The 25,035-nt window shown below is 73.1% G+C and carries 22 protein-coding genes; 8 read left to right on the top strand and 14 right to left on the bottom strand.

Annotated features, from left to right (window positions below):
• Position 1: 1 nt before the first annotated feature.
• The 7 genes from D7044_RS16035 to D7044_RS32650 form a co-directional block, all read right to left on the bottom strand.
• The gene (locus tag D7044_RS16035; protein WP_120673565.1) at positions 2–682 is read right to left on the bottom strand and encodes a response regulator; all 681 of its coding nucleotides are present in this window, start codon (positions 680–682) and stop codon (positions 2–4) included.
• Positions 679–3,231 (bottom strand): sensor histidine kinase, encoded by a 2,553-nt coding sequence (locus tag D7044_RS16030; RefSeq protein WP_120673566.1) that lies wholly within the window; start codon positions 3,229–3,231, stop codon positions 679–681. Before D7044_RS16030 ends, D7044_RS16035 begins: the two co-directional genes overlap by 4 nt.
• Before the next feature lie 87 nt (positions 3,232–3,318).
• Complete coding sequence (locus tag D7044_RS16025; RefSeq protein WP_120689403.1) at positions 3,319–4,200, bottom strand: potassium-transporting ATPase subunit C; 882 nt, start codon at positions 4,198–4,200, stop codon at positions 3,319–3,321.
• Positions 4,200–6,407, bottom strand: a complete 2,208-nt coding sequence (kdpB, locus tag D7044_RS16020) for a potassium-transporting ATPase subunit KdpB (protein ID WP_120689402.1) — start codon at positions 6,405–6,407, stop codon at positions 4,200–4,202. The genes D7044_RS16025 and kdpB overlap by 1 nt, the downstream gene beginning before the upstream one ends.
• Positions 6,408–6,428: 21 nt before the next feature.
• Positions 6,429–8,084, bottom strand: a complete 1,656-nt coding sequence (kdpA, locus tag D7044_RS16015; RefSeq protein ID WP_120673569.1) for a potassium-transporting ATPase subunit KdpA — start codon at positions 8,082–8,084, stop codon at positions 6,429–6,431.
• Positions 8,084–8,173, bottom strand: coding sequence for a K(+)-transporting ATPase subunit F (gene kdpF / locus D7044_RS16010; RefSeq protein ID WP_091592907.1), 90 nt, complete (start codon positions 8,171–8,173; stop codon positions 8,084–8,086). Before kdpF ends, kdpA begins: the two co-directional genes overlap by 1 nt.
• 230 nt (positions 8,174–8,403) lie before the next feature.
• Positions 8,404–8,889, bottom strand: coding sequence for a hypothetical protein (locus D7044_RS32650; protein WP_199716634.1), 486 nt, complete (start codon positions 8,887–8,889; stop codon positions 8,404–8,406).
• Positions 8,890–9,101: 212 nt separating this feature from the next.
• Here D7044_RS32650 and D7044_RS15995 point away from each other — a divergent pair, with 212 nt between their 5' ends.
• Complete coding sequence (locus D7044_RS15995; protein WP_120689401.1) at positions 9,102–10,256, top strand: acyl-CoA dehydrogenase family protein; 1,155 nt, start codon at positions 9,102–9,104, stop codon at positions 10,254–10,256.
• 70 nt (positions 10,257–10,326) lie between these two features.
• Positions 10,327–11,496 (top strand): CaiB/BaiF CoA transferase family protein, encoded by a 1,170-nt coding sequence (locus D7044_RS15990; protein ID WP_411710985.1) that lies wholly within the window; start codon positions 10,327–10,329, stop codon positions 11,494–11,496.
• A 284-nt stretch (positions 11,497–11,780) separates the two neighbouring features.
• Here the strand turns inward: D7044_RS15990 and D7044_RS15985 are convergent, their stop codons facing one another.
• A complete protein-coding gene (locus D7044_RS15985) occupies positions 11,781–13,184 on the bottom strand; it encodes a cation:dicarboxylate symporter family transporter (RefSeq protein WP_120673572.1) in 1,404 nt (467 codons plus the stop codon).
• 209 nt (positions 13,185–13,393) lie between these two features.
• On the opposite strand from D7044_RS15985, the gene D7044_RS15980 reads away from it, so the two are divergent.
• The 6 genes from D7044_RS15980 to D7044_RS15955 all read left to right on the top strand — a co-directional run bounded on the left by D7044_RS15980 (position 13,394) and on the right by D7044_RS15955 (position 19,608).
• Complete coding sequence (locus tag D7044_RS15980; protein ID WP_120689400.1) at positions 13,394–15,049, top strand: sensor histidine kinase; 1,656 nt, start codon at positions 13,394–13,396, stop codon at positions 15,047–15,049.
• Entirely contained in the window at positions 15,046–15,729 is a 684-nt protein-coding gene (locus tag D7044_RS15975) for a response regulator (RefSeq protein WP_120673574.1), read from the top strand. Before D7044_RS15980 ends, D7044_RS15975 begins: the two co-directional genes overlap by 4 nt.
• 129 nt (positions 15,730–15,858) lie before the next feature.
• On the top strand, positions 15,859–17,115 hold the full coding sequence (locus D7044_RS15970) for a DUF2786 domain-containing protein (RefSeq protein WP_120689399.1): 1,257 nt from the start codon (positions 15,859–15,861) through the stop codon (positions 17,113–17,115).
• A 236-nt stretch (positions 17,116–17,351) separates the two neighbouring features.
• Positions 17,352–17,708 (top strand): YciI family protein, encoded by a 357-nt coding sequence (locus tag D7044_RS15965; protein WP_233562913.1) that lies wholly within the window; start codon positions 17,352–17,354, stop codon positions 17,706–17,708.
• Positions 17,708–18,976, top strand: a complete 1,269-nt coding sequence (locus tag D7044_RS15960; protein WP_120689398.1) for an RNA polymerase sigma factor — start codon at positions 17,708–17,710, stop codon at positions 18,974–18,976. The genes D7044_RS15965 and D7044_RS15960 overlap by 1 nt, the downstream gene beginning before the upstream one ends.
• Positions 18,973–19,608, top strand: a complete 636-nt coding sequence (locus tag D7044_RS15955; protein ID WP_120673578.1) for a dihydrofolate reductase family protein — start codon at positions 18,973–18,975, stop codon at positions 19,606–19,608. The genes D7044_RS15960 and D7044_RS15955 overlap by 4 nt, the downstream gene beginning before the upstream one ends.
• Before the next feature lie 52 nt (positions 19,609–19,660).
• On the opposite strand, the gene D7044_RS15950 is transcribed toward D7044_RS15955, so the two are convergent.
• The 6 genes from D7044_RS15950 to D7044_RS15930 form a co-directional block, all read right to left on the bottom strand.
• Positions 19,661–21,130, bottom strand: coding sequence for an alpha/beta hydrolase (locus tag D7044_RS15950; protein ID WP_120689397.1), 1,470 nt, complete (start codon positions 21,128–21,130; stop codon positions 19,661–19,663).
• Between the two features lie 118 nt (positions 21,131–21,248).
• A complete protein-coding gene (locus D7044_RS15945) occupies positions 21,249–21,518 on the bottom strand; it encodes a hypothetical protein (protein WP_120673961.1) in 270 nt (89 codons plus the stop codon).
• Between the two features lie 5 nt (positions 21,519–21,523).
• Entirely contained in the window at positions 21,524–21,871 is a 348-nt protein-coding gene (locus D7044_RS15940; protein ID WP_120673580.1) for an ArsR/SmtB family transcription factor, read from the bottom strand.
• Positions 21,872–21,989: 118 nt separating this feature from the next.
• Positions 21,990–22,154 (bottom strand): hypothetical protein, encoded by a 165-nt coding sequence (locus tag D7044_RS32415; protein WP_158610011.1) that lies wholly within the window; start codon positions 22,152–22,154, stop codon positions 21,990–21,992.
• 265 nt (positions 22,155–22,419) lie between these two features.
• Positions 22,420–22,593 (bottom strand): CsbD family protein, encoded by a 174-nt coding sequence (locus D7044_RS15935; protein ID WP_120689396.1) that lies wholly within the window; start codon positions 22,591–22,593, stop codon positions 22,420–22,422.
• A 174-nt stretch (positions 22,594–22,767) separates the two neighbouring features.
• Entirely contained in the window at positions 22,768–25,035 is a 2,268-nt protein-coding gene (locus D7044_RS15930) for a heavy metal translocating P-type ATPase (protein WP_120689395.1), read from the bottom strand.

Raw genomic sequence — 25,035 nt, 5'->3', positions numbered from 1 at the left:
GTCAGGGGCGGTAGCGGTAGCCCATGCCCGGCTCGGTGATGAGGTGCCGGGGACGGGCCGGGTCGTCCTCCAACTTGCGGCGCAGCTGCGCCAGGTACTGCCGCAGGTAGTTGCTCTCGTTCTCGTACTCCGGCCCCCACACCTCGTGCAGCAGCTGCCGCTGGCTGACCAGCTTGCCGGGGTGGCGCAGCAGCTTCTCCAGCACCGACCACTGGGTGGGGGTCAGCTTGATCTCCGTGCCGTCGTCGCTGGTGACCGTACGGTCGGCGAGGTCGACGGTGTTGCGGCCCACCTTCAACGTGGCGCCCACCTCGGTGGCGGGGCCGAGCCGGCGGGTGACCGCCCTGATCCGCGCCAGCAGCTCCTCGACCCCGAACGGCTTCGTGATGTAGTCGTCGGCCCCGGCGTCCAGCGCCTCCACCTTGTCCTCGCTGCCGGCCCGGCCGGAGAGCACGATGATCGGCACCCCGGTCCAGCCGCGCAGCCCCCGGATCACCTCGACCCCGTCCAGGTCGGGCAGGCCGAGGTCGAGGACGACCAGGTCGGGCGGGTGGCTGGCGGCGGCCTTGAGCGCACCGGCGCCGGTGTCGGCCACCACCACGTCGTACCGCCGGGCGCGGAGGTTGATCCGCAGAGCGCGCAGGATCTGCGGCTCGTCGTCCACGACCAGGATCCGGGTCATTCCTGTGGTCCCTCCGCCATGCCATGGGTAGCGGCGGGCAGCCGCAGCACCATGGTCAGTCCACCACCCGGCGTCGTCTCCGGGGTGAGACTGCCGCCCATCGCCTCCGCCAGCCCCCGGGAGAGCGCCAACCCGAGCCCCACCCCGGTCTGGTTGTCCCGGTCACCGAGGCGTTGGAACGGCAGGAAGACGTGCTCCCACTGGTCCTCCGGAATGCCCGGCCCGGTGTCGATGACCCGCAGTTCCACCTGGCCCGCGTGGGCGCTCGCGGTGATGTGCGGTGGTTGACCGGGCGGGCTGTACCGCAGGGCGTTGGCGATGACGTTGACGAGCACCCGTTCCAGCAGGCCGGGGTCGGCGGTGACGGCGGGCAGGTCGGCCGGGATGTCGGTGCCGACGCCGGCGGCCGGGGGGCCGAGTTCGTCGAGGGCGAGCGGCACCGCGTCCTCCAGGCCGATCGCGGCCGGTAGGACCCCGAGCGCGCCGGCCTGGAGCCGACTCATGTCGAGCAGGTTGGCGACGAGCCGGGCCAGCCGGTCCAGCGACTCCTCCGCGGTGGCCAGCAGCTCCGCCCGGTCGTCCTCGTCGAAGTCGACGTCGGGGCTGCGCAGGCTGGTCACCGCCGCCTTGGCCGAGGCCAGCGGGGTACGCAGGTCGTGGCTGACCGCGGCGAGCAGCGCGGTGCGCATCCGGTCCGCCTCGGCGAGCGGCCGGGCGGTGGCGGCCTCCTCGGCCAGCCGTTCCTGACGGAGCGCGACGGCCGCCTGGGCGGCGAACGCCTCGACCAGGCGGCGGTCGGCCGCCTCCAGCCGGGCGCCGCAGAGCACCACCGTGATCCGTTCGTCGACCGGCACCACCGTCTCGCCCCGGTCGGGGGTGGTGGCCGGGTGCTCGCCGACGCTCGCCACCACGCACCAGGCCCGCTCCTCCCGGGACCGGGCGGGCCGCCCGCTGGCCTCCTCGGCGAGCTCCAGCACGCTCACCGCGCGCAGCCCGAACGTCTCGCGGAGCTGGTCCAGCAGTGCGATCAAGGGTCGCCCACCGCGCAGCACCCCGCCCGCCACGGCGGCGAGGGTCTGCGCGTCGGCGGCGGCGCGGGCCGCCTCCCGGGTGCGCCGGGCGGCGACGTCCACGATCCAGCTGACCGCGACCGCGACGCCGACGAAGACGGCGAGGGCGAGCAGGTTGTCCGGCTCGTTGATGGTCAGCGTGTTGAAGGGTGGGGTGAAGAACCAGTTGAGGATCAGCGACCCGCCGAGCGCGGCGACCAGCGCCGGCCAGAGCCCACCGACCAGCGCCACCACGACCACGGCGGCGAGGAAGAGCAGGATGTCGCTCGCCAGGGTGAGGTCGGGCACGAGGGTGAGCAGCAGGGTCAGCAGCGGTACGCCGAGCGCGGCGAGGGCGAAGCCGAGCAGCCGACGACGCCGGGACAGCGCTGCCGGCACCCCGCCGGCGCGGCGCCCGCGACCGGCCTCGGTGTGGGTGACCAGGTGCACGTCGATGGCGTCGGAGTGCGCGATGGTGGTCACCCCGACGCCGCGGGCGAACATCTGGGCGAAGCGACCACGGCGGCTGGCGCCGAGCACGAGCTGGGTGGCGTTGACGCCCCGGGCGAAGTCGAGCAGGGCCGCCGAGACGTCGGCGCCGAGAACCTGGTGGTAGGTGCCGCCCAGGCTCTCCACCAGTACCCGCTGCCGGGCGAGCTGCGCCGGGTCCGCGCCGACCAGCCCGTCACTGCGGGCCACGTGCACGGCGAGCAGGTCGGAGCCCTTGCTGCGGGCGGCGATCCGGGCGGCGCGACGGACCAGCGTCTCCCCCTCGGGGCCGCCGGTCAGCGCGACCACCACCCGCTCGCGCGCCTCCCACGTCTCGGCGATGCCCTGCTGGTCGCGGTACCGGCCGAGCTGTTCGTCGACCTTGTCGGCCAGCCAGAGCAGCGCCAGTTCCCGTAGCGCCGTGAGGTTGCCGACCCGGAAGTAGTTGCCGAGCGCCGCATCGATCTTGTCGGGTCGGTAGATGTTGCCGTGGGCCATCCGCCGGCGCAGCGCCTCCGGCGTCATGTCGACCAGCTCGACCTGCTCCGCGGCCCGGACGATCTCGTCCGGCACCGTCTCCCGCTGCACGGTGCCGGTGATCTGCGCGACCACGTCGTTGACCGATTCGAGGTGCTGGACGTTGACCGTGGAGAGCACGTCGATCCCGGCGTCGAGCAGCTCCTGGACGTCCTGCCAGCGCTTGCCGTTGCGGGAGCCGGGGACGTTCGTGTGGGCCAGTTCGTCGACCACGGCGACCTCCGGCCGGCGGGCGAGCACCGCGTCGAGGTCCATCTCGGCGAACTCGCTGCCCCGGTACTCGACCGTCCGGCGGGGCACCTGCTCCAGGTCGCCGATCATGGTGGCGGTGTGCTTACGGCCGTGCGTCTCGACCAGCCCGATCACCACGTCGGTGCCGCGCTCGGCACGCCGGTGGGCCTCCTCCAGCATCGCGTACGTCTTGCCGACGCCGGGGGCCGCACCCAGGTAGATGCGCAGCTCTCCTCGGGACACGGAACCATCCTCTCCTGCGCCCTCGGGTGGGCGGTCACGGCGCGGGGCGAGACCACGTTCGTGGTCTCGCCCCGCGTGTTCGACGGGTCAGCGGGCGGGGAACTCCCGGTCCAGCGCCAGGTTCAGTTCCAGCACGTTCACCGCGGGCTCCCCCATGAAGCCCAGCGCCCGGCCGGTGGTGTTCGCCTCGATCAGGCGGCGGACCGCCGCCGGGTCCGCGCCGCGCTCGCGCGCGACCCGGTTCACCTGCAGCTCGGCGTAGCCCGGGCTGATCTGCGGGTCGAGGCCGCTGCCGCTGGCCGTCACCGCGTCGGCGGGCACGGCCGGCTCGGCGGGGGCGTCGCCGCGGATCGGGGTGATGATCCCGCCCTCGGCGACGTAGTCCTGGCCGGGCTCGGCCAGCTGCACCCGCACGCCCTGGTAGTCGGCGAGGAACGGGGTGGCCGGGGCCGCCTGGTTGACGCTCACCACCCGGGTGATCGCCCCGGTGAGGCCGTCGGCGCGGAACACGGCGAGCACCGCGCCGACCCCGTCCGGGGTGCAGAACGGGCGGCTGCCGTCCACCCCGTCGAGTTCGCCGACCGCCTTGCTGCGCTCGCAGACCTGGGTGAGCAGGCTCTGCGAGGACTCCTCCGGATCGGTGGCGATGGTGTCGACCACGCTCTCCGGGCCGAGGTTGCTGGCCGAGGTGGCGGTCGGGTCGTAGCCGTCGCCGGCCATCGACGGGCGGCTCTGGAAGTAGCGGGCGATCGGGTTCCCATCCGCGTCGGTGAAGGACTGTCCGATGAGGCTGCTGCCCACGGTGCGTCCGTCGACGCTGATCAGGGAACCGTTCGCCTTGCCGTCGAGGCCGGGGATGTGGCCCACGGCGACCATGGCGAGCGGGTAGGCCAGGCCGAGCAGCACGGTGAAGACGAGCACGGCCCGCAGGGCGGCTAGGTGCTGGGTGATCCAGCTGGGTAGGCGCATCACGAGATCCCTGGGATGAACTGGATGAGCAGGTCGATGAGCTTGATGCCGAGGAACGGCACGACGAGGCCGCCCAGGCCGTAGAGCCAGAGGTTGCGGCTGAGCAGCTTCGACGCGCTGGCCGGCCGGTACCGCACGCCGCGCAGGGCGAGCGGGATCAGCACGACGATGATGATCGCGTTGAAGATGACGGCGGAGAGGATCGCCGACTCCGGGCTGGCCAGCCGCATGATGTTCAGCGCGTCCAGGCTCGGGTAGAGGCCGGCGAACATGGCCGGGATGATGGCGAAGTACTTCGCCACGTCGTTGGCGATGGAGAACGTGGTCAGCGCGCCCCGGGTGATCAGCAACTGCTTGCCGATCTCGACGATCTCGATGAGCTTCGTCGGGTCGGAGTCGAGGTCGACCATGTTGCCGGCCTCCTTCGCGGCCGACGTGCCGGTGTTCATGGCCACGCCGACGTCCGCCTGGGCGAGCGCGGGCGCGTCGTTGGTGCCGTCGCCCGTCATGGCGACCAGCCGACCGCCCTCCTGCTCCTTCTTGATGAGGGCGAGCTTGTCCTCCGGGGTGGCCTCGGCGAGGAAGTCGTCCACCCCCGCCTCGTCGGCGATCGCCTTCGCGGTCCGCGGGTTGTCACCGGTGATCATCACGGTTCGGATGCCCATCCGGCGCATCTCGTCGAACCGCTCACGCATCCCGGACTTGACCACGTCCTTCAGGTGGATGACGCCGAGCGCCCGGGCCGGCTCCCCGGCGACGTGCTCGGCGACGACCAGCGGGGTGCCGCCGGTGCCGCTGATCGCGTCGACCAGCTCACCGACCTGCTCGGTCGGGTGGCCGCCGTTGTCGCGTACCCACTTCATGACGGCCGCCGCGGCGCCCTTGCGGATCCGGCGTACCGGCCCGGTGGTACCGCCGTCGACGCTGGCGTCGGGCGTCAGGTCGACGCCGCTCATCCGGGTCTGCGCCGTGAACGGCACGAAGGTGGCGTGCGGCATGACACCCGGCTCCCGCTCGCGGAGCCCGTACTCGTTCTTCGCGAGCACCACCACCGAGCGCCCCTCGGGGGTCTCGTCGGCGAGGCTGGAGAGCTGTGCGGCGTCGGCGACCTCCGCCGCCTCGACCCCCTCGACCGGCAGGAACTCCGCGGCCTGCCGGTTGCCGAGGGTGATCGTGCCGGTCTTGTCGAGCAGCAGCGTGTTCACGTCTCCCGCCGCCTCGACCGCGCGACCGCTGACCGCGAGGACGTTGCGCTGGACCAGGCGGTCCATGCCGGCGATGCCGATCGCCGAGAGCAGCGCGCCGATCGTGGTGGGGATCAGGCAGACGAGCAGCGAGGCGAGCACCACGCCGGTGATGCCGGCGTCGGTGATCGCGCCGGTGTCCGACGCGGCCGCCTGGAAGCCCTTCGAGAAGATCGCCAGCGGCTGGAGGGTGACCACCGCGAGCAGGAAGATGATCGTGAGCGCGGCGAGCAGGATGTTGAGCGCGATCTCGTTCGGCGTCTTCTGCCGGTTCGCCCCCTCGACGAGGGCGATCATCCGGTCGATGAAGCTCTCCCCGGGCTTCTGGGTGATCTTCACGACGATCCGGTCGGAGAGCACCTTGGTACCGCCGGTGACCGCGCTGCGGTCACCGCCGGACTCCCGGATCACCGGCGCGGACTCACCGGTGATGGCCGACTCGTCGACGCTGGCGATGCCCTCGACCACGTCACCGTCGCCGGGGATGATGCTCCCCGCCTCGACGAGGACGATGTCGCCCTGCCTCAGCTCGGGCGCGGCCACCGCCTCGTCCCGGTACGAGTTCGCCGCGGCGCCCGGCTGCCAACCGATCAGCCGGGTGGCGATGGTGTCCCGCTTGGCCTGGCGCAACGTGGCGGCCTGCGCCTTGCCCCGGCCCTCCGCCACGGCCTCCGCGAGGTTCGCGAAGATGACGGTGAGCCAGAGCCAGACGGTGATGGCCCAGGCGAACACCGACGGGTCGGCGATCGCCAGCACGGTGGTGAAGACGGCGCCGATCTCGACGATCAGCATCACCGGGGTGCGCCACAGCGTGCGCGGGTCGAGCTTGCGCAGCGCGTCCGGAAGGGACCGGAGCATCTGCTTCGGGTCGAGCAGGCCGCCGCCGACCCGGTTGCCCTGGGTGGCGGGCGTGCCGGCGGTCGGCGCGTCGCCGGCCCCCGATGTCACCGACGTGACGGACATGTTCTCGTTCCTCATGAGAGATCAGAGCCCCTCGGCCAGCGGGCCGAGCGCGAGGGCGGGCAGGAAGGTGAGCGCGACGAGGACCACCGTGACGCCCGTGACCATCCCGACGAAGAGCGGCCGGTGGGTCGGCAGGGTGCCCTCGGACGCCGGGGTCGGCTGCTGGCGGGCCAGCGAGCCGGCGAGGGCGAGCACGAAGATGATCGGCAGGAACCGGCCGAGCAGCATGCAGAGCCCGAGCGCGGTGTCCCACCAGGTGGTGTTCACCGTGATGCCGGCGAAGGCGGACCCGTTGTTGTTGCTCGCCGAGGTGAACGCGTAGAGCACCTCGGAGAGCCCGTGCGGGCCGGCGTTCAGCGCGGTCTCGTTGTTGCCGGTGGCGAACGCCGCGGCCGTCCCGATCAGCACCAGCGCGGGCATGATCAGGAAGTACATCGAGGCGAACTTGATCTCCCGGGCGCCGATCTTCTTGCCCAGGTACTCCGGCGTACGGCCGACCATGAGCCCGGCCACGAAGACCGTGATCACCGCGAGGATCAGCAGGCCGTAGAGGCCGGAGCCGACGCCACCGGGGGCGACCTCGCCGAGCATCATGTTGAACAGCGGCATCATGCCGCCGAGCGGGGTGAACGAGTCGTGGAACGAGTTCACCGCGCCGGTGGAGGTCAACGTGGTCGCCGCAGCGAAGGTGGCGGAGTTCGAGACGTCGAACCGGAGCTCCTTGCCCTCCAGCGCGGCGCCCACCGCCTGCGGCACGGTGCCGTGCCCGGTCAGCTCGAAGACGTTGGTGAGGGTGACGCTCGCCAACGCGAGGATCGCCATCACGGCCGCGATGGCGTACCCCTGCCGGTTCTGGCCGACCATCCGGCCGAAGACCCGGGGCAGGCTGAACGGGATCAGCAGGATCAGGAAGATCTCGATCCAGTTGGTCCAGGACGTCGGGTTCTCGAACGGGTGGGCGCTGTTCGCGTTGTAGAAGCCGCCGCCGTTGGTGCCCAGCTCCTTGATCACTTCCTGGCTGGCCACCGGGCCGCCGGTGATCGTCTGGCCGCCACCGGTGAGGGTGGTGACGTCGGTGCCGCCGGAGAGGTTCTGCACCACCCCGCCGAGCATCAACGCGAACGCGCCGAGCACGGCGATCGGCAGCAGGATGCGGACGGTGATCCGGGTCAGGTCGACCCAGAAGTTGCCCAGCCGCTCGGTGCGGTGCCGGGAGAAGCCCCGGACCAGCGCGACCGCGACCGCGATACCGACCGACGCGGAGACGAAGTTCTGCACCGCGAGGCCGGCCATCTGCACCAGGTGGCCCATGGTCGACTCACCCGAGTACGACTGCCAGTTCGTGTTGGTCACGAACGACACCGCGGTGTTCCACGCGCCGTGCGGCACCACCGGGTCGAAGCCCAGCGACAGCCAGAGCTTGTCCTGCACCCGCTGGAGCAGGTAGAGGAAGAGCAGCGAGACGACCGAGAAGGCCAGCACGCTGCGGGCGTACACGCCCCAGCTCTGCTCGGCGGCCGGGTTGACCCCGACCAGCCGGTAGATCCCGCGCTCGACGCGGGACTGCCGGGTGCCGGAGACCACCCGGTACATGTAGTCGCCGAACGGCTTGTAGACGGCGACCAGCGCCACCACCAGCGACAGGACGAAGATGACGCCGGCTGTTGTCATGGTCATCAGAAGCGCTCCGGGAAGAGCAGGGCGACGACCAGGAAGATCCCCAGGCCGATCGCGAGCACCAGACCGACGGCGTTGACCGCGCTCACAGCTTCTCCACCGCCCGGACCACCAGGGCGAGCGCCGCGAAGAGCGCCACCGTCAGGACCACGAACACCACGTCAGACACGCTGACTCCTCGTACGGATAAGGTTCGTCGCGACCGCCTCCCGGTCGCGCCGGGCAATCAAAGCCCCACCGTCAGCGGTGCGACAGGGGCTATAACGGGACCGTGACGGGGGCGCACAGCTTTTTGACGCCCTTTTCACGGGCCGCCCGGCTACGGGTGAACCGGGCCACAGGGACGGCCGTCCGAGCCGGCCGAATGCGGCGAGAGCTGGGCATCGGGCGCGCCGGCGCGCGCCGCGCCGTGATCCGGCGCCGGGCCCGCTCCGGTGGGCCGGGCGAGCGTCCGGACCCACCGGCAGCCGGCGCCCAGCAGCGCGGCGAACCCGATCACTGCCGAGTACGCCCAGACCTGCGCGGAGGCGCCGGTCAGCTCGCCGAACCGGTTGACCAGGAACCCGACGAAGCAGGCCACCGCCAGCACGGCGACCCCGGCCAGCGCCCGCAGGCCCGGCACGAGAACGGCGTACCCGCCGACCGTGAGCGCGACGACGGCCAGCCGCCCGGGCAGCTCACCCGAAGGGAAGAGCGCAGCGGCCAGCAACGTCGCGCCGACGACCAGCACGGCGCCCGTCGCGACGCCGATCCCGGTCGGCGTCCCCTCGTCCCGCGTCCCGCGACCGCCACGATCGACCTTCACGGCTCTGCCTCCGCCGGTGCCGAAGAGGCCCGCCTGCCGGGCCCGTCGGCCGCCATCCCATGCCGGTCCGCGCGCCGAAGTCGACGGTTTTCACGCCCCCGTGACGGGGCGAGGGGAAATCTTGACGACGCCATCACACGCGGGCGGTTCACGGCCCGGGGAGTCGATCGACGCTTGTTGACACGTCGCCGGACGGGCACAAGGGTGGGGCCATGCCGACGCTCCACCCCTCGCCGTGGCGTAAGCCGGAGCACGACGACCTGGCCGAGCTGGCCCGTACCTTCCTCACCCGGGAGGTGCTGCCGCACACCGACCGGCTGTTGGCGCAGGGGCACCCGGACCGGGAGCACTACCGCCGCGCGGGCGAGCTGGGCCTGCTCGGCCTCTCCGTTCCGGAGCAGTACGGCGGCGGGGGCGGCGACTTCACCCACGAGGCGGTGCTGCTCCAGGAGCAGACGTACGCCGGGGAGAGCAGCCTCGGCCTCGCCGTACACAGCGGAATCGTCACCGGCTACCTGGTGGCGTACGGCAGCGAGGAGCAGAAGCGGCGCTGGCTGCCCGGCCTCTGCAGCGGCGAACTGGTCGGGGCGATCGCCATGACCGAGCCCGACGGCGGCTCGGACCTCCAGGCGATGCGCACTCGCGCGGTGCGCGACGGCGACGACTACCTGGTCACCGGGGCGAAGACCTTCATCAGCAACGGTGGGCTCGCCGACCTGGTCATCGTGGCCGTCAAGACGGACCCGCAGCAGCGGGCCGCCGGCATCTCGCTGCTGGTCTGCGAGGTCGGCGGCGACCCGGACGGCTTCCGCCGGGGCCGGCTGCTCACCAAGATCGGCCTGCACGCCAACGACACCGCCGAGCTGTTCTTCGACGGGCTCCGGGTGCCGGCCGCCAACCTGCTGGGCGACGCCGAGGGGCTCGGCTTCGTCCAGCTCATGCAGCAGCTCCCGCAGGAGCGGCTGGTGATCGGGGTGGGCGCGGTCGCCGCCATGGAGCGGGCCGTCGAGCTGACCGTGGCGTACGCGAAGGAGCGGACCGCGTTCGGCAAGCCGCTGCTCGGGCACCAGAACACCCGGATGGTGCTCGCCGAATGCGCGACCCGGACGCGGGCGAGCCGGGTCTTCCTCGATGACTGCATCGTCCGGCACGGCCGAGGCGAGCTGGACGTGCCGACCGCCGCCATGGCGAAGTACTGGCTCACCGACGGACAGTGCGAGGTCGTCGACCGATGCCTGCAACTCTTCGGCGGCTACGGCTACACCACCGAGTACCCGATCGCCCGGATGTACGCCGACGCCCGCGCCCAGAAGATCTACGGGGGCACCAACGAGATCATGAAGGAGTTGATCGCCCGTGCCCTCTGACGGCAGGCCGGCCGGAGGCAGCGGGCCGGCCGGAGGCGGCGGAGCGGCCGGAGGCGGCGGAGCGGCCGGCGTGCGTGGCGGGCCGCTGGCCGAGGAGAACGACGGGCTGTCGGCCACGGCGCGCGGCGGGCCGCTGGCCGGGGTGCGGGTGGTCGAGCTGGCGAGCCTCGCGCCCGCCCCGTTCGGCTGCATGGTCCTCGCCGACCTCGGCGCCGACGTGGTCCGGGTCGACCGGCCGGGCGGCCCCGCCTCCGGCCGGCTGGCCGCTCCGGTAACGGGGCCGTTGCAGCGCGGTCGGCGGGTCACCGGGCTGGACCTGAAAACCCCGGACGGCGTCGCGGCGCTCCTGAGCCTCGTGGAGCGGGCGGACGTGCTGGTCGAGGCGTACCGGCCGGGGGTGGCCGAGCGGCTGGGCTTCGGCCCGGAGCCCTGCCTGGCCCGCAACCCCGGCCTCGTGTACGCGCGGATGACGGGCTGGGGACAGGACGGGCCGCTGGCTCCCCGGGCCGGTCACGACATCGACTACATCGCGGTCTCCGGCGCGCTCGAACCGCTGGGCCGCGCCGGTGAACGCCCGTACCCGCCCACGAACCTGATAGGTGACTTCGCGGGCGGCGGGATGCTGCTCGCCGTCGGTGTGCTGGCCGCGCTGCTGGAGCGGGAACGCTCGGGGGTCGGGCAGGTGGTGGACGCCGCGATGGTCGACGGATCGGCGCTGCTAACGGCGTTCCTGCACGGGATGATCGGCACCGGTGCCTGGTCCGCGCCGCGCGGCGGCAACCTGCTCGACGGCGGCGCGCCCTTCTACGACACGTACCGCACCGCCGACGGTGGTTTCCTGGCGGTCGGCGCGCTGGAGCCGGCCTTCTACGCCGCCCTACTCACCGGCCTGGACCTGGCCGACGATCCCGACCTGCCGGCCCAGTACGACCCGGCCGGCTGGGGCGAGCTACGTCGCCGGTTCGCCGAGCGGATCGCCGGCCGTACCCGGGACGAGTGGGCGGCCGTCTTCGCCGACCTGGACGCCTGCGTGGCACCGGTGCTCGCCCCCGGCGAGGCGCACCGGCACCCGCACAACGCCGCCCGGGGGACCTTCGTGGCGGTGGGCCGGGAGATCCAGCCGGCCCCCGCGCCCCGCTTCGACCGCACGCCGGCGCCGCCCCCGACCCCCGCCCCCGACCCGGAGCGGGACGCCCTCCCCGTGCACACCATCCTGAACACCTGGCCACCCCGCCCCTGACTGACCCGCCCCCGCCCTGACCCACCCACCCACCCACCCGCCCGCCCGCCCGCCCGCCCCAAGATCCGCGCAAATTCACGGAAAGAGTGGCCATCCAGCCTCGGATGGCCACTCTTTCCGTGAATTTGTCCCCGCCGACGGGGCGAGGGTGCGGGGGCGAGGGGTGGGGGGTGGGTGCGACGGGGGCGGGCCGTCGCCGGGGCGGCGGCACCCTGCCCCGGCGACGGCCTGGAAGGTGGCGTGCAGCGGAGGCGGCGGGGGGTGCCGCTTCCGCTGCACGCTCGTCAGCGGTTGCCCGCGCCGGCCTTGACCTCCTCGGCCCGGTCCTGGGCGACGGCGGTCTCCGGCTCGGCCACGTCAGCGTCGCCGTGGTCCTCGTCGAGCATGGTCGCCTCGTCGAAGGGCCGCTCACCGGAGAGCACCGCCTGCGCCTGCTCCCGGTCGAACTCGCCGGTCCAGCGACCGATGAGCACGGTGGCCACGGCGTTGCCGGCGAAGTTGGTCAACGCCCGCGCCTCGGACATGAACCGGTCGATGCCCACGATCAGGCCGACGCCGTCCACCAGGTCCGGCCGGTGCGACTGGAGGCCGCCGGCGAGCGTGGCGAGGCCCGCGCCGGTGATCCCGGCGGCACCCTTCGACGCAATGATCATGAAGACCAGCAGCGAGATCTGCTCGGTCACCGAGAGCGGGTCGCCCATCGCCGAGGCGATGAAGAGCGACGCCATGGTCAGGTAGATGGCCGTGCCGTCCAGGTTGAAGGAGTACCCGGTCGGCACGGTGATGCCGACGACCGGCTTGCTGACCCCGAAGTGCTCCATCTTCGCGATGAGCCGCGGGAGCGCCGACTCCGACGACGAGGTCGAGACGATCAGCAGGAACTCGCGCCCGAGGTACCGCAGCAGCGAGAAGATCGAGATCCGGGCCACGAGCCAGAGCATGGCCCCGAGCACCACCACGACGAAGATCAGACACGTGGCGTAGAAGCCGAGCATGATCTGCGCGAGGCTCTTCAGCGCGTCCACCCCGGTCGCGCCGACCACCGCCGCGATGGCGCCGAACGCGCCGATCGGGGCCAGCCACATGATCATGGTCAGGACCTTGAAGACGAGACGCTGGGCGATGCCGACGGCGCGCAGCACCGGCTCGCCCTTGCGGCCCATACCCTGCACCGCGAAGCCGACCAGCAGCGCGACCAGGAGCGTCTGCAGCACCTCACCGCCGGTCAGCGCGGAGAGCAGCGAGGTCGGGATGATGCCGAGCAGGAAGTCGACGGTCCCCTCGCTCTCGGCGCCGGCGGCCTTCTGGCCCGCCTCGGCCAGTTCGTTGCTGAGCTGGAGCCCGGAGCCGGGGTGGACGATGTTGCCGACGACGAGGCCGATGGCCAGCGCGACTGTCGACATCACCAGGAAGTAGCCCAGCGCCAGACCACCGACCTTGCCGACCTTGGCGGCCTGCCGTACGGAGCCGACGCCGAGCACGATCGTGCAGAAGATGACCGGGCTGATCATCATCTTGATCAGCGCGACGAAGCCGGTGCCGATCGGCTTCAGCTCCTGCGCCGCGTCGGGCGCGACGAAGCCGACCAGGATGCCCGCCAGAACGGCGACGATCACCGCGAGGTACAGGAAGTGTGTTCGGTCGCGGCGGGTTCGCGCGGCCGGTGTGCTGGTGGTGGGGGTCTGCATGGCTGAGACTGTGGGCCACGTCTCAACCGGAATCAGCCTTGCGTTCATTCTGTTCACCGACCTGAGCCCACGACCGGGCCCGGACGTCACCGACCTGGCCCCGGCCGGAGCGATGCCGCACCGACCTGAACCGTCGACCCGACGGGCACGTGCACCGATCGGAACCGCCGGCCGGGCGGGGAACCCGAGTCCCGCGACGACGAGGAGACATGAGCGGACGGAAGTGGAGCATCGCCGGGCAGCTCTTCGCCCTCCAGGTCGTGGTGGTGACGTTGTTGGTGGCGGCGGCCACCGCGGGGGTCGCGCTGGTCGCCCGGGTCGACGCCCGGGAGGCGGCCCGCAAGGAGGTGCTCGCCGTCGCCGAGACGGTCGCCCGCTCCCCCGAGGTCGCCGACGCGCTGCGCGCACCCGACCCCTCGGCCGTGCTCCAGCCGTACGCCGAGTCGATCCGACGCGCGACGCAGACCGACTTCGTGGTGGTGATGGCCCCGGACCGGACCCGCTACTCGCACAAGGATCCCGCCCAGATCGGCCGACCGTTCATCGGCGAGATCGCCCCGGCGCTGGCCGGGCAGCCGATCACCGTGGTGAACACCGGCACGCTCGGCGAGTCGGTCCGCTCGGTGGTGCCGGTACGCGCCGCCGACGGCACGGTGATCGGGCTGGTGTCGGTCGGCATCACCACCGAGGCGATCAACCGGGAACTCCTCGACCGTTCACCGGTGCTGCTCGTCGCCACCGCCGCCGCCCTGGCCCTGGCCGCCGCCGGGTCCTGGCTGCTCAGCCGACGGCTGCGGCGGCAGACCCACGGTCTCGGTCCGGCGCAGATGACCCGGATGTACGAGTACTACGACGCGGTGCTGCACTCCGTCGGCGAGGGGCTCATGGTCATCGGGTCGGACCGCCGGATCGCACTGATCAACGACGAGGGTCGCCGGCTGCTGGGGCTGCCCGCCGACGCCCCGCTGGTGGACCGGCCGGTGACCGAGGTGGACCTGCCGGCCACGCTGACCGAACTGATCACGAACGGGCAGACCGCCCGCGACGAGCTGATCCTGACCGCCGATCGTGCGCTGGTCGCCAACCTCCGGCCGACCGGTACCGGCGGGCACACCATGGGCACGGTGCTCACCCTGCGCGACCACACCGATCTGCGGGCCCTCACCAGTGAGCTGGACTCCGTCCGAGGGCTCACCGACGCGCTCCGGTCGCAGGCGCACGAGGCCGCGAACCGGCTGCACACCGTCCTCACCCTGGTCGAGCTGGGTCGCACCGAGGAGGCCGTACGGCTGGCCACCGAGGAGTTGGCGCTGGCGCAGCAGCTCACCGACGAGGTCGTCGGTGCGATCACCGAGCCGGCCCTGGCCGCGCTGCTGCTCGGGAAGTCGGCGCAGGCCGCCGAACGCGGCGTCGAGCTGACCGTCGATCCGGCGTCCCGGCTCGACGTCGGCACCCTGCCCGCCGGTGACCTGCTGACCGTGGTGGGGAACCTGGTCGACAACGCGCTGGAGGCGGTCGCCGCGGGACAGCCGCCCCGCCGGGTACGCGTGCACGTGGCCGAGACGGCGGGCGAGGTGCTGGTGGAGGTGACCGACAGCGGTGCGGGGCTGCCACCGGATCGGGTCGCCGACGCGTTCCGCCGGGGCTGGTCGACCAAGGCCAGCGGCCGTGGACTGGGGCTCGCCCTGGTCGGCCAGGTGCTGACCCGGCACGGCGGCCGGCACGAGGTGGCGGAGGCCGCGGACGGCGGCACGGTGTTCCGGGTACACCTTCCGCTGCCGGTGGAGCAGCGCACAGGCGAGCGAATCATCCGGCAGAGCGCGAACCCTCACGCCGGTGCCGAGCGCAGCGAGGGACCGGCGTGAGCGACATCCGGGTGCTCGTCGTCGAGGACGAGGAGTTGATCGCGGAGGCGCACCGCGCGTACACCGAACGGGTGCCCGGCTTCCGCGTGGTCGGCGTGGCGCACAACGCCCGGGAGGCGATGCGGGTGCTGCGGCGTACCGGTGCCGACGCGGTCGACCTGGTGCTGCTCGACCTGCACCTGCCCGACGTGCCCGGCCTGGACGTCTGCCGGGCGATGCGCGCGGCGGGCAGCGACGCGGACGTGCTCGCGGTGACCTCGGCCCGGGATCTGACGATGGTCCGCGCGGCGGTGGCCCTCGGGGTGACCCACTACCTGCTCAAGCCCTTCACGTTCGCCGCGTTCCGCGACAAGCTGGAGCGCTACGCCGAGTACCGGCGGCAGGCCTCGTCGGGCGGGGCGGTCGCCGCCCAGCACGAGGTGGACCGGATGCTCGCCACGCTGCGCGGAACGGCGCCGGACACGCTGCCCAAGGGCCTCGTCGCGCAGACCCTCGACGTCGTGCTGGACGTGCTGCGCCGCCGGCCGGGCCTCTCCGCCTCGGAGGTCGCCGAGCAGACCGGGATGTCCCGGGTGACCGCCCGGCGCTACCTGGAGCACCTGGCCGACACCGGCCGGGTGACCCGCACCCCGCGCTACGGCACGCCGGGGCGTCCCGAGGTCGAGTACCGCCCGACCTGACCGTGGCCGGCTCGTCCGCCCCGAACAGGTCGAAGTGCGAGGTCAGTGCGCGCCCCGTCCGGACGGCGGACCCGACCGGCGGGCATGATCGAGTGGGCGGCGGAACCGCCAGCGAGGAGGGAGTACGCCGTGCCGGAGACCGAGGAGCTGATCGACGCCGCTCTGACGGCCGCGCGCGGCCGGGACGTACGCCTCGCCGAACGGCAGCTGGACCGGCTCGTGGTCGGCACGGGCGGACCGGACGCCGTCGCGGAGGTGGACGCGGCGCTGCTGCGCCGGCTGACCCGCGACGTGGGGCGGCTCTGGTCGCGCGGATGGCAGCCGGTCGACCTGGCCCGGCTCGCGCACCGCCGCCTCGGGCCCCGGCCGGCGCGACTGCTGCACGACGTGCTCGCCGTGCAGCGACGGGAGCTGCCCGATCCGGTTCCGCAGTGGTGGGACGAGCAGCTTCGGGAGCTGGACGCCCGCGTGTGGTGGACGAAGGAGAGCAGTCACCTCGCGGCCTGGGCGGCGCGGGAGGGGATCGACCGGGTGACCGCCATGCGGGAGGCGGTCGACGCGCTGGCGCTCGTGGTGGCGCTGCCGCCGATCGCCGTGCTCCGCCCGCCACCCGGTGCCACGGGGGCCCGCCCGGCGACCGGAACTGCCCGCGGCGGCAGCGGCTCCCGGATCCTGGACCGGGTCCGGGCGCTGCTCGCCAAGGCCGAGTCGACCACCTTCCCGGCCGAGGCGGAGGCGCTGACCGGCAAGGCCCAGGAGCTGATCGCCCGACACCGGCTCGACGAGGCGCTGCTGGCGGCCGAGACGCAGCGGTCCGACCTGCCGGGCGGGGTGCGGTTGAGCACCGACGCCCCCTACGCCGGCGCGAAGGCGCTGCTGGTGCAGGAGGTGGCGGCGGCGAACGGGTGCGAGTCGGTCTGGTCCGACGACCTCGGCTTCGCCACGGTGCTCGGCTGGCCGGCCGACCTGGACGCGGTGGAGCTGCTCTACACCTCGCTCCTGGTGCAGGCCACCGCCGCGATGCTCGCCGGCCGGGGTGAGCGTCGGGCGTCCAGCGGGCGGCGCACCCGCGGCTACGACGACGCTTTCCTCAACGCGTTCGCGCTGCGGATCGGGGAGCGGCTGCGCGCGGCCACGGCGGCGGCGAGCCAGCAGGCGGCGCAGGAGGCCGGCGCGGAGCGGCTGCTGCCGGTGCTCGCGGCGCGGGGCGAGGCGGTACGGGAGCAGCTCGAGACGCTCTTTCCCGGGGTCACCCGGAGCAGGCTGACCGTACGCGACGAAGAGGGCTGGGCCTCCGGCACGGCGGCGGCGGATCGGGCGTCTCTCGACGTGGGCGACCCCCGGGGCGCCCGTCAGGTCCGTGGCGGCCGGCGGGGCCGCCGCTGAGCCGGCGAAACTAGCGGCGGACAACGGGCTCGACGGAACCCGACGGCGGACCGAAGGACACGACGGGGCCCGACAGCGGGCCGAGGGGTCATCGGTGAGCCGGCCGCCGGCGGGCCGAGATTTCTGGGATTTTCTTTCCTGGCGGATGTAGGGAGCGGGGTGTCGGCTCCGACCCCTGGGCGAGCCGCGCCACCCCACGGTCGCGGCCGGGACGTGAGGAGCAGGTTGTGAAGTACATGCTGTTGATCTGGAACCGGCCGGGTTTCGTCGAGGAGCTCTCCGAGCAGGACCGGGTGGCGCTCTTCGGCGAGGTCGACGAGATCATGAAGGAGCTCTCCGAGTCCGGCGAACTGATCGGCGGGCAGGCGCTGGCCGACCCGTCGCAGTCCCGTACGGTCCGGCTGGCCGGCGGCCACCCGGAGGTCGTCGACGGGCCGTTCCTGGAGAGCAAGGAGCAGTTCGCCGGTTACCTCGCCGTCGACTGCGACACGCCGGAGCGGGCCGCGGAGATCGCGCAGCGCTGGCCGGACGTGCGGTACGGCGGCGTCATGGAGATCCGCGCGATCATGGACGAGGCCGGGCCGGAGATGTGATGACCGGGTCGCGCGAGATCGAGGAGCTGCTGCGCGCCCTGGCGCCGCAGGTCCTCGGTCTGCTCGTCCGCCGGCACGGCCAGTTCGACAGGTGCGAGGACGCGGTGCAGGAGGCGCTGCTCGCGGCGGCCCTGCAGTGGCCCGGGCAGGGGGTGCCGGAGAAGCCGCGCGCCTGGCTGCTCACCGTCGCCACCCGACGGCTGACCGACGAGTGGCGCAGCGAACGGGCCCGCCGGGATCGCGAGGTCGCAGTGGCGGTACGCGAGCCGGCGTACGCCGGGGTCGCCCCGGCGGCGGACGCGGAGCCGCCGGCCGGCGACGACACGCTGCGCCTGCTCTTCCTCTGCTGCCATCCGGCGCTGGCCCGGTCGGCGCAGGTGGCGTTGACCCTGCGTGCGGTCGGCGGGCTCACCACCGCGCAGATCGCCCGCGCGTACCTGCTGCCCGAGGCGACGATGAGTCAGCGGATCCGTCGGGCCAAGCAGCGGATCGAGGCGACCGGCGCGCGGTTCACCATGCCGTCGGCGGCCGATCGGGACGAGCGGCTGAGCGCGGTACGCCAGGTCCTCTACCTGATCTTCAACGAGGGGTACACCTCCTCCGGCGGCCCGGACCTGCACCGGGCCGAGCTGACCGGCGAGGCGATCCGGTTGACCCGGATGCTGCACGCGCTGCTGCCGGACGACGGTGAGGTGACCGGTCTGCTCGCGCTGATGCTGCTCACCGACTCGCATCGGGCCGCCCGGCTGGGCCCGGGCGGCGAGCTGGTGCCGCTGGCCGAGCAGGACCGCACCCGGTGGGACCGGGCGGCCGTCGAGGAGGGCGTCGCGCTGATCACCGATTCGCTGACCTGGTCGCCGCCCGGGCCGTACCAGCTCCAGGCGGCGATCGCCGCGGTGCACGCGGAGGCGCCGTCGGCGGCCGAGACGGACTGGCCGCAGATCCTCGCGCTCTACCGGCTGCTCGCCCGGATCGCGCCGAACCCGATGGTCACCCTGAACCAGGCGGTCGCCGTGGCCATGGTGGACGGGCCCCGGGCAGGGCTCGCCATGCTCGCACCGCTCGTCGAGGACGAGCGCACCGCCGGGCATCACCGGCTCGCGGCGGTCCGCGCCCACCTGCTGGAGCTGGCCGGCGAGCCCGGTCCGGCGCGCGCGGCGTACCTGGCCGCGGCGCGGGGCACCACCAGCCTCCCCGAACAGCGGTACCTGGAGCTGCGGGCCGCCCGGCTCGTGGTGGCCGACCAACCCCGGAGGACGGATCCATGAGTACGGTGACCAGTCAACTGTCGATCTCGCTCGACGGCTACGTGGCCGGGCCCGAGCAGAGCCTCCAGGACCCACTCGGCCGGGGCGGCGAGCAGCTGCACGAGTGGGCCTACAACCTCGAGAGCTGGCGGGCGCACCACGGGTTGTCCGGTGGCGAGCCCGGAGTGGACGCGGACGTCGTGGAGGAGATGACCCGGGACGTCGGCGCGTACGTCATGGGACGGCGGATGTTCGGCGGCGGCGACGGGCCCTGGGACGAGACGTGGCGCGGCTGGTGGGGCGAGGAGCCGCCCTTCCGTACACCGGTCTTCGTGCTCACCCACCAGCCGCGCGAGCCGCTCCCGATGGCCGGCGGTACGACGTTCCGGTTCGTCACCGACGGCGTCCACTCGGCGCTGGAGCAGGCGCGGGAGGCGGCGGGTGACCGGAAGGTCGCGGTCGCCGGCGGGGCGAGCACGGTCCGGCAGTACCTGGCCGCCGGCCTGCTCGACACCCTCCAGCTGCACATCGTCCCGGTCGTTCTCGGCGGCGGCGAACGCCTCCTCACCGGCCTCGACGATCTGCGGCTCGAACAGGCGGCGGTGGTCGCCGGGCCGACCGTCACCCACGTGACGTACCGGGTGCTGCGCTGACCCGGGAGGCGTCCGGCCGCGGACCACGCGACGGCCGGACGCCCCCGGTGGATCAGGCGGTCGGGTCCACCGCGGGGCAGCGGGCACCGCGCTCCGGCACCGCCCCGTCGAGCAGGTACCGGTCCACGGCGCGGGACACGCAGCGGCTCGTCGTGTAGCTGCCGTGCCCCCAGCCGTCGTACGTCAGCAGCACGCCGTGTCGTCCGAGCTGGCGGGCCACGTTGGTCGCCCAGTTGTAGCCGCTGGCCGGGTCGTGCCGGGTGCCGGCGAGCAGCAGCGGCACGTCGGTGCGGACGCGGAGGCGGTGCTGCGGGTTCGCGACCGGGGTCGGCGTGCCCAGGCAGGTCGAGAGGGCGAAGACGGCCTGGGGATACCGCAGGTCGGGCGCGAGCCGGGCGATCCGGCGCAGGTGGCTCGCGTACTCCCGGTAGTCGCGGACCGGCAGTGACCAGTCCTGGCAGAAGACCGCGAAGGGGTACGGGCTGACCGAGGTGCCCGCCGTGGTGCTCGACGCGGCGACCGGAGCCGGTCGGTTCGACTCCATGGTCTGGATGTCCTCCGCCAGCCCCGGCCAGTCCGGGCCGTAGAACGCCCGCTGCGCGAGCCGGCTGAGCAGGAACGGGCTCAGCAGCGCGCCGGGGCGATCGGGGTCGGTGAGTTCGCCCCGCTCGGCGCGGGACCAGAGGCCGGCCCAGACCGCCCGAACGTCCCGCCCGTGCAGCGCGCACTTCTCGGCGGTCTCGCACCAGGCGACGAACTCGTCGAACGAGTCCTCCGCGGTGACCGCCTGGGTGTCGAGGAAGGACCGGGTCGCGTGGCTGTGGTCGACGGTGCTCTCCAGCACCATGGCCCGCACCCGATGCGGGAACAGCTCGGCGTACTGGAGGCCGAGCAGGGTGCCGTACGAGCTGCCGTGGAAGGTCAACCGGCGCTCGCCGAGGGCGGCCCGGACCGCGTCCAGGTCCCGGGCCGCGCTGATCGTGTCCACGTGGTCGACGAGCGGCCCGGTCCGTGTCCGGCAGTCGGCGCGCAGCCGCGCGTTGCCGGCGAGGGCGGCGGCGAACTGCTCCTGGTCGGCGATCACCTGCGGCTGGGCGGCGAGCAGGTCGGTGGCGCAGACGACCGGGTGACTGCGGCCGGTGCCGCGCGGGTCGAAACTCACGATGTCGAACCGGCGGCGCAGGTCGTCGCTGAACCGGTCGATGCCGGTCACCACCCGATCCACGCCACTGTCGCCGGGTCCTCCGGGACCGAAGACCAGTGCGCCCCCGGCGGCTTGCGGGTCGGTGGCCGCCCGGCGGGCGAGGGCCAGATCGAACCGCTCCCCGTCCGGGTGGTCCCAGTCGACCGGGACGGAGAGCGTTCCGCACTCGGCGGTGGCGTCCTGCTCACAGGGCTGCCAGCTGATGGTCCGGACCGGATCGGGCGGGGCCGCCGCGACGGGCGGTCCGGCGGCGCCGACCAGCGCGGCGACCGTCGCGACCGCCAGCGTCCAGCCGACGGATTTGCGTACGCGCAGCACGAGATGTTGTCCTCTCCTCGAAGGGGCGTTGCGGAAAGAACTCGCCCGTGGGCGAGGCGATGCTGCTTCCACCCGGGTCGTCGAGTTGCCTCTCGACGGCCCGGGGCTCCGGGCCGGACTAGTCGACCTCGCGCAGGACGCGCTCCAGTGCGGTCATCCGGTCCTCCATGGATCCCAACCGGCCGTCGAGCGTGGCCAGCAGGCGTTCGTTGCTCTCCTGGAGCCGGACGGCCGTCTCGGCGAGGTGGCGGTACTCCTCCTCGCGAATCCCGGCGAACCGCGCCCGCCGGGTCTTGGCGAACTGCACCACGGTCACCGTGAACACGCTGATGAGCAGGGCGAAGACACCGAACGCGCCGACCACCTCGGTCCAGTCGTGGTCGCTCATGCCGGTCACCGCTCGGCTCGGTGCGGGTCGACGGTCTCCGGCGGGGTCAGCGTCCGGGCCGCCGCCGCGATGGTGCCCGGGGTGAGCCGGAGCACGAACGGTTCCACCTCGTAGTACTTCATTGCCTTCCCGTCCTCCGACAGCTCCAGGTGGGCGGACACGAGGCCGGCCGCCGTCAGCTTCCGCAGGTGGACCTGCAGCAGCGCACGGCTGATCCCGAGATCCCGGGCGAGCCGACTGACGTACGCCCGCTCCCGGGACAGCGCGGCGATCACCCGCATCCGGTGTGGATTGGCCAGGGTGCCGAGCACCCGGACCAGGTCGTCCCCCGACAGCGGTGGGTCATCACTCATGCCAAGCCCTTGCACATGCAAAGGAAAGCTAGCGGGTGAGCGTCCACGATGAACAGGGCCGCGCCCGCGACCGAGGGTGAAGTCAGGGTTGGCACCCAGGGGGTGACGGGCGGGGCCGTCAGGGGCGGCAGTCCCGCATGAGGGTCGCCGGGATCCCGGTGAAGGTGTCGTCGAGCCAGGTGGTGGGGCGGTTCGCCCGGGCACCGGCGGCGATCCGGTCGGCGGTCGAGGTGATCAGTGTCCTGATCTCGCGGTCCTGCGCGCGGCGAGCCTGGTCACGCACCTGGTCGGCGAGCCCGTCGAGGGTCCGGCGGAGCTGGGCGTTGAGCTGCTCGCCGGTCGACTTCCGGTCGGTGGCGGCGTTGATCGACTCGGGGTCATTGAAGTCGGGGTGTCCGGCTGCGGCGGATACCCCGACTTCAAGAAGGACGAGTTGACCATCGGCCGGACCGGACCACGCAGGGGTGCCGGTGACGAGCCGCCGGACCGAGGGGCTTGCAGGCAGCGCGCCGGGCCGGTGACGACCGGCCCGGCGCGTACGCGTGCGATCAGCTCTTGAAGGCGTCCTTCACCTTCTCGCCGGCCTGCTTCAGGTTGGCGGCGGCCTGGTCGTTGCGACCCTCCGCCTCCAGCCGCTCGTCGTCGGCGGCCCGGCCGGTGTGCTCCTTGACCTTGCCGGCCGCGTTCTCGGCCGCGTTGCTGACCTTGTCGTCGATACCCATGACGGCACCTCCCGTGCAAGACGTCGCTACGCCCGCACAGTTACCCACCCCCACCCACCCCCAACCCACCCCCACGCCCCCGTTGACCATGAGGTTGACGGGGATCCGGAGATCGAATCGCCCGCCAACTTCATGATCAACGCCGAGAGCGGCAACGCCGAGGGCAGCGGGGGGTCAGGGGGTGGTGAGGGGGCGGAAGCGGCGCAGGCGGAGGCTGTTGGCGACCACGAAGACCGAGGAGAGCGCCATCGTCCCGCCGGCGATCATCGGGTTGAGCAGCCCGGCCGCGGCCAACGGCAGCGCCGCGACGTTGTAGCCGAACGCCCAGACCAGGTTCCCCCGGATGGTGTTCAAGGTGCGCCGGGCCAGCCGGACGGCGTCCGCCGCGGCGGTCAGGTCGCCCCGGACCAGGGTCAGGTCGGACGCCTCGATCGCCACGTCGGTGCCGGTGCCCATGGCCAGGCCCAGGTCGGCCTGGGCCAGCGCGGCCGCGTCGTTCACGCCATCGCCGACCATGGCGACGACGCGCCCCTCGCGTTGCAGGCGGGCGACCACGTCCACCTTCTCCGCCGGCAACACCTCGGCGATCACCTCGTCGATGCCGACCTCCTCGGCGACCGCGCGGGCGACCGTGGCGTTGTCCCCGGTGAGCAGCACGGGGTGCAGCCCCAGCTCGCGCAACCGGGCCACCGCGGCCCGGCTGGTCGGCTTCACGGCGTCGGCGACCGCGAGCAGGCCGCGGGCCCGCCCGTCCCAGCCGGCGAGCACCGCCGTCCGACCGGCGGCCTCCGCGTCGGTCACCGCCCGCTCCACCTCCGGAGGTACGTCGAAGCCGCGCTCGCGCAGCAGCCGGAGCCGCCCGACCACCACCGCGCGCCCCTCGACGACGCCTGTCACACCGAGCCCTTCGACGTTGGCGAACTCGGTGACGGGCGGCAGTGCGCCGGCCTCGGCCGCGCCGGCGGCGACCGCCCGGGCTACCGGGTGCTCGGAGGCGGCCTCCAGTGCGCCGGTGAGCCGGAGCAGCTCCGCGGCCTCGACGCCCTCGGCGGGCGCCACCTCCGCCAGCGTCATCCGCCCGGTGGTCACGGTGCCGGTCTTGTCCAGCACCACGGTGTCGACCCTCCGGGTGTTCTCCAGCACCTCCGGACCCTTGATCAGGATGCCGAGCTGGGCGCCCCGGCCGGTGCCGACGAGCAGCGCGGTGGGCGTGGCGAGGCCCAGCGCACACGGGCAGGCGATGATCAGCACCGCGACGGCGGCGGTGAACGCGGCGGTCGGCCCGCCGCCCGTGCCGAGCCACCAGCCGAGGGTGCCGACGGCCAGGGCGATCACGATCGGCACGAAGACACCGGAGATCCGGTCCGCGAGCCGCTGCGCCGCCGCCTTGCCGCTCTGCGCCTGCTCGACCAGGCGGGCCATCTGCGCGAGCTGGGTGTCACCGCCGATCCGCGTGGCGGTGACCACGAGCCGTCCACCGGCGTTGACCGTGGCGCCGACGACGGCGTCACCCGGGCCGACCTCGACCGGTACGGACTCGCCGGTCAGCATGCTCGCGTCGACCGCCGAGGTGCCCTCGTCGACCACCCCGTCGGTGGCGATCTTCTCGCCCGGCCGTACGACGAACCGGTCCCCGACGGCGAGCTGCTCGACCGGGACGCGGGTCTCCACCCCGCCGCGCAGCACGGCGACGTCCCGCGCGCCGAGTTCGAGCAGCGCGCGCAGCGCCGCCCCGGCGTTGCGCTTCGAGCGGGCCTCGAAGTAGCGGCCGGCGAGGATGAAGAGAGTGACCCCGGCCGCCGCCTCCAGGTAGATGTTCCCGGCGCCGTCGGAGCGGGTGATGGCGAAGCTGAACGGGTGCGTCATGCCGGGCGTTCCCGCGTCGCCGAGGAAGAGCGCCCAGAGCGACCAGCCGAACGCCGCGAGAGTGCCCACCGAGACCAGGGTGTCCATGGTGGCGGCGCCGTGCCGCAGGTTGATCAGCGCGGCCCGGTGGAACGGCAGCCCGCCCCAGACCACGACCGGGGCGGCCAGGGTCAGCGACAGCCACTGCCAGTAGTCGAACTGCCAGGCCGGCACCATGGCGAGCAGGATCACCGGGACGGTCAGCGCCACCGACGTCCAGAGCCGGTTACGCAGGCCGCGCAGCTCGTCGACCGGCGCCTCGGCGGCCGGCGTGCCGGCGGGCGTGGGTGGCGGCGGCAGCTTCGCCGTGTAGCCGGTCTTCTCCACGGTGGCGATGAGGTCGTCCGGGGTGACCTCGTCGGCGAAGCGGACGGTGGCCTTCTCCGTCGCGTAGTTGACGGTGGCGGAGACGCCCTCCATCCGGTTCAGCTTCTTCTCGATGCGCGCCGCGCAGGAGGCGCAGGTCATGCCGCCGATGGCGAGTTCGATGAGATTCGGCGCCGTCGGCAGCGGGGTGCTGCTGCTGGTGGTGGTCAT

The organism is Micromonospora musae, from assembly GCF_003626635.1.
Lineage (GTDB): Bacteria > Actinomycetota > Actinomycetes > Mycobacteriales > Micromonosporaceae > Micromonospora > Micromonospora musae.
This window is presented reverse-complemented; position numbering and strand designations above follow the sequence as displayed.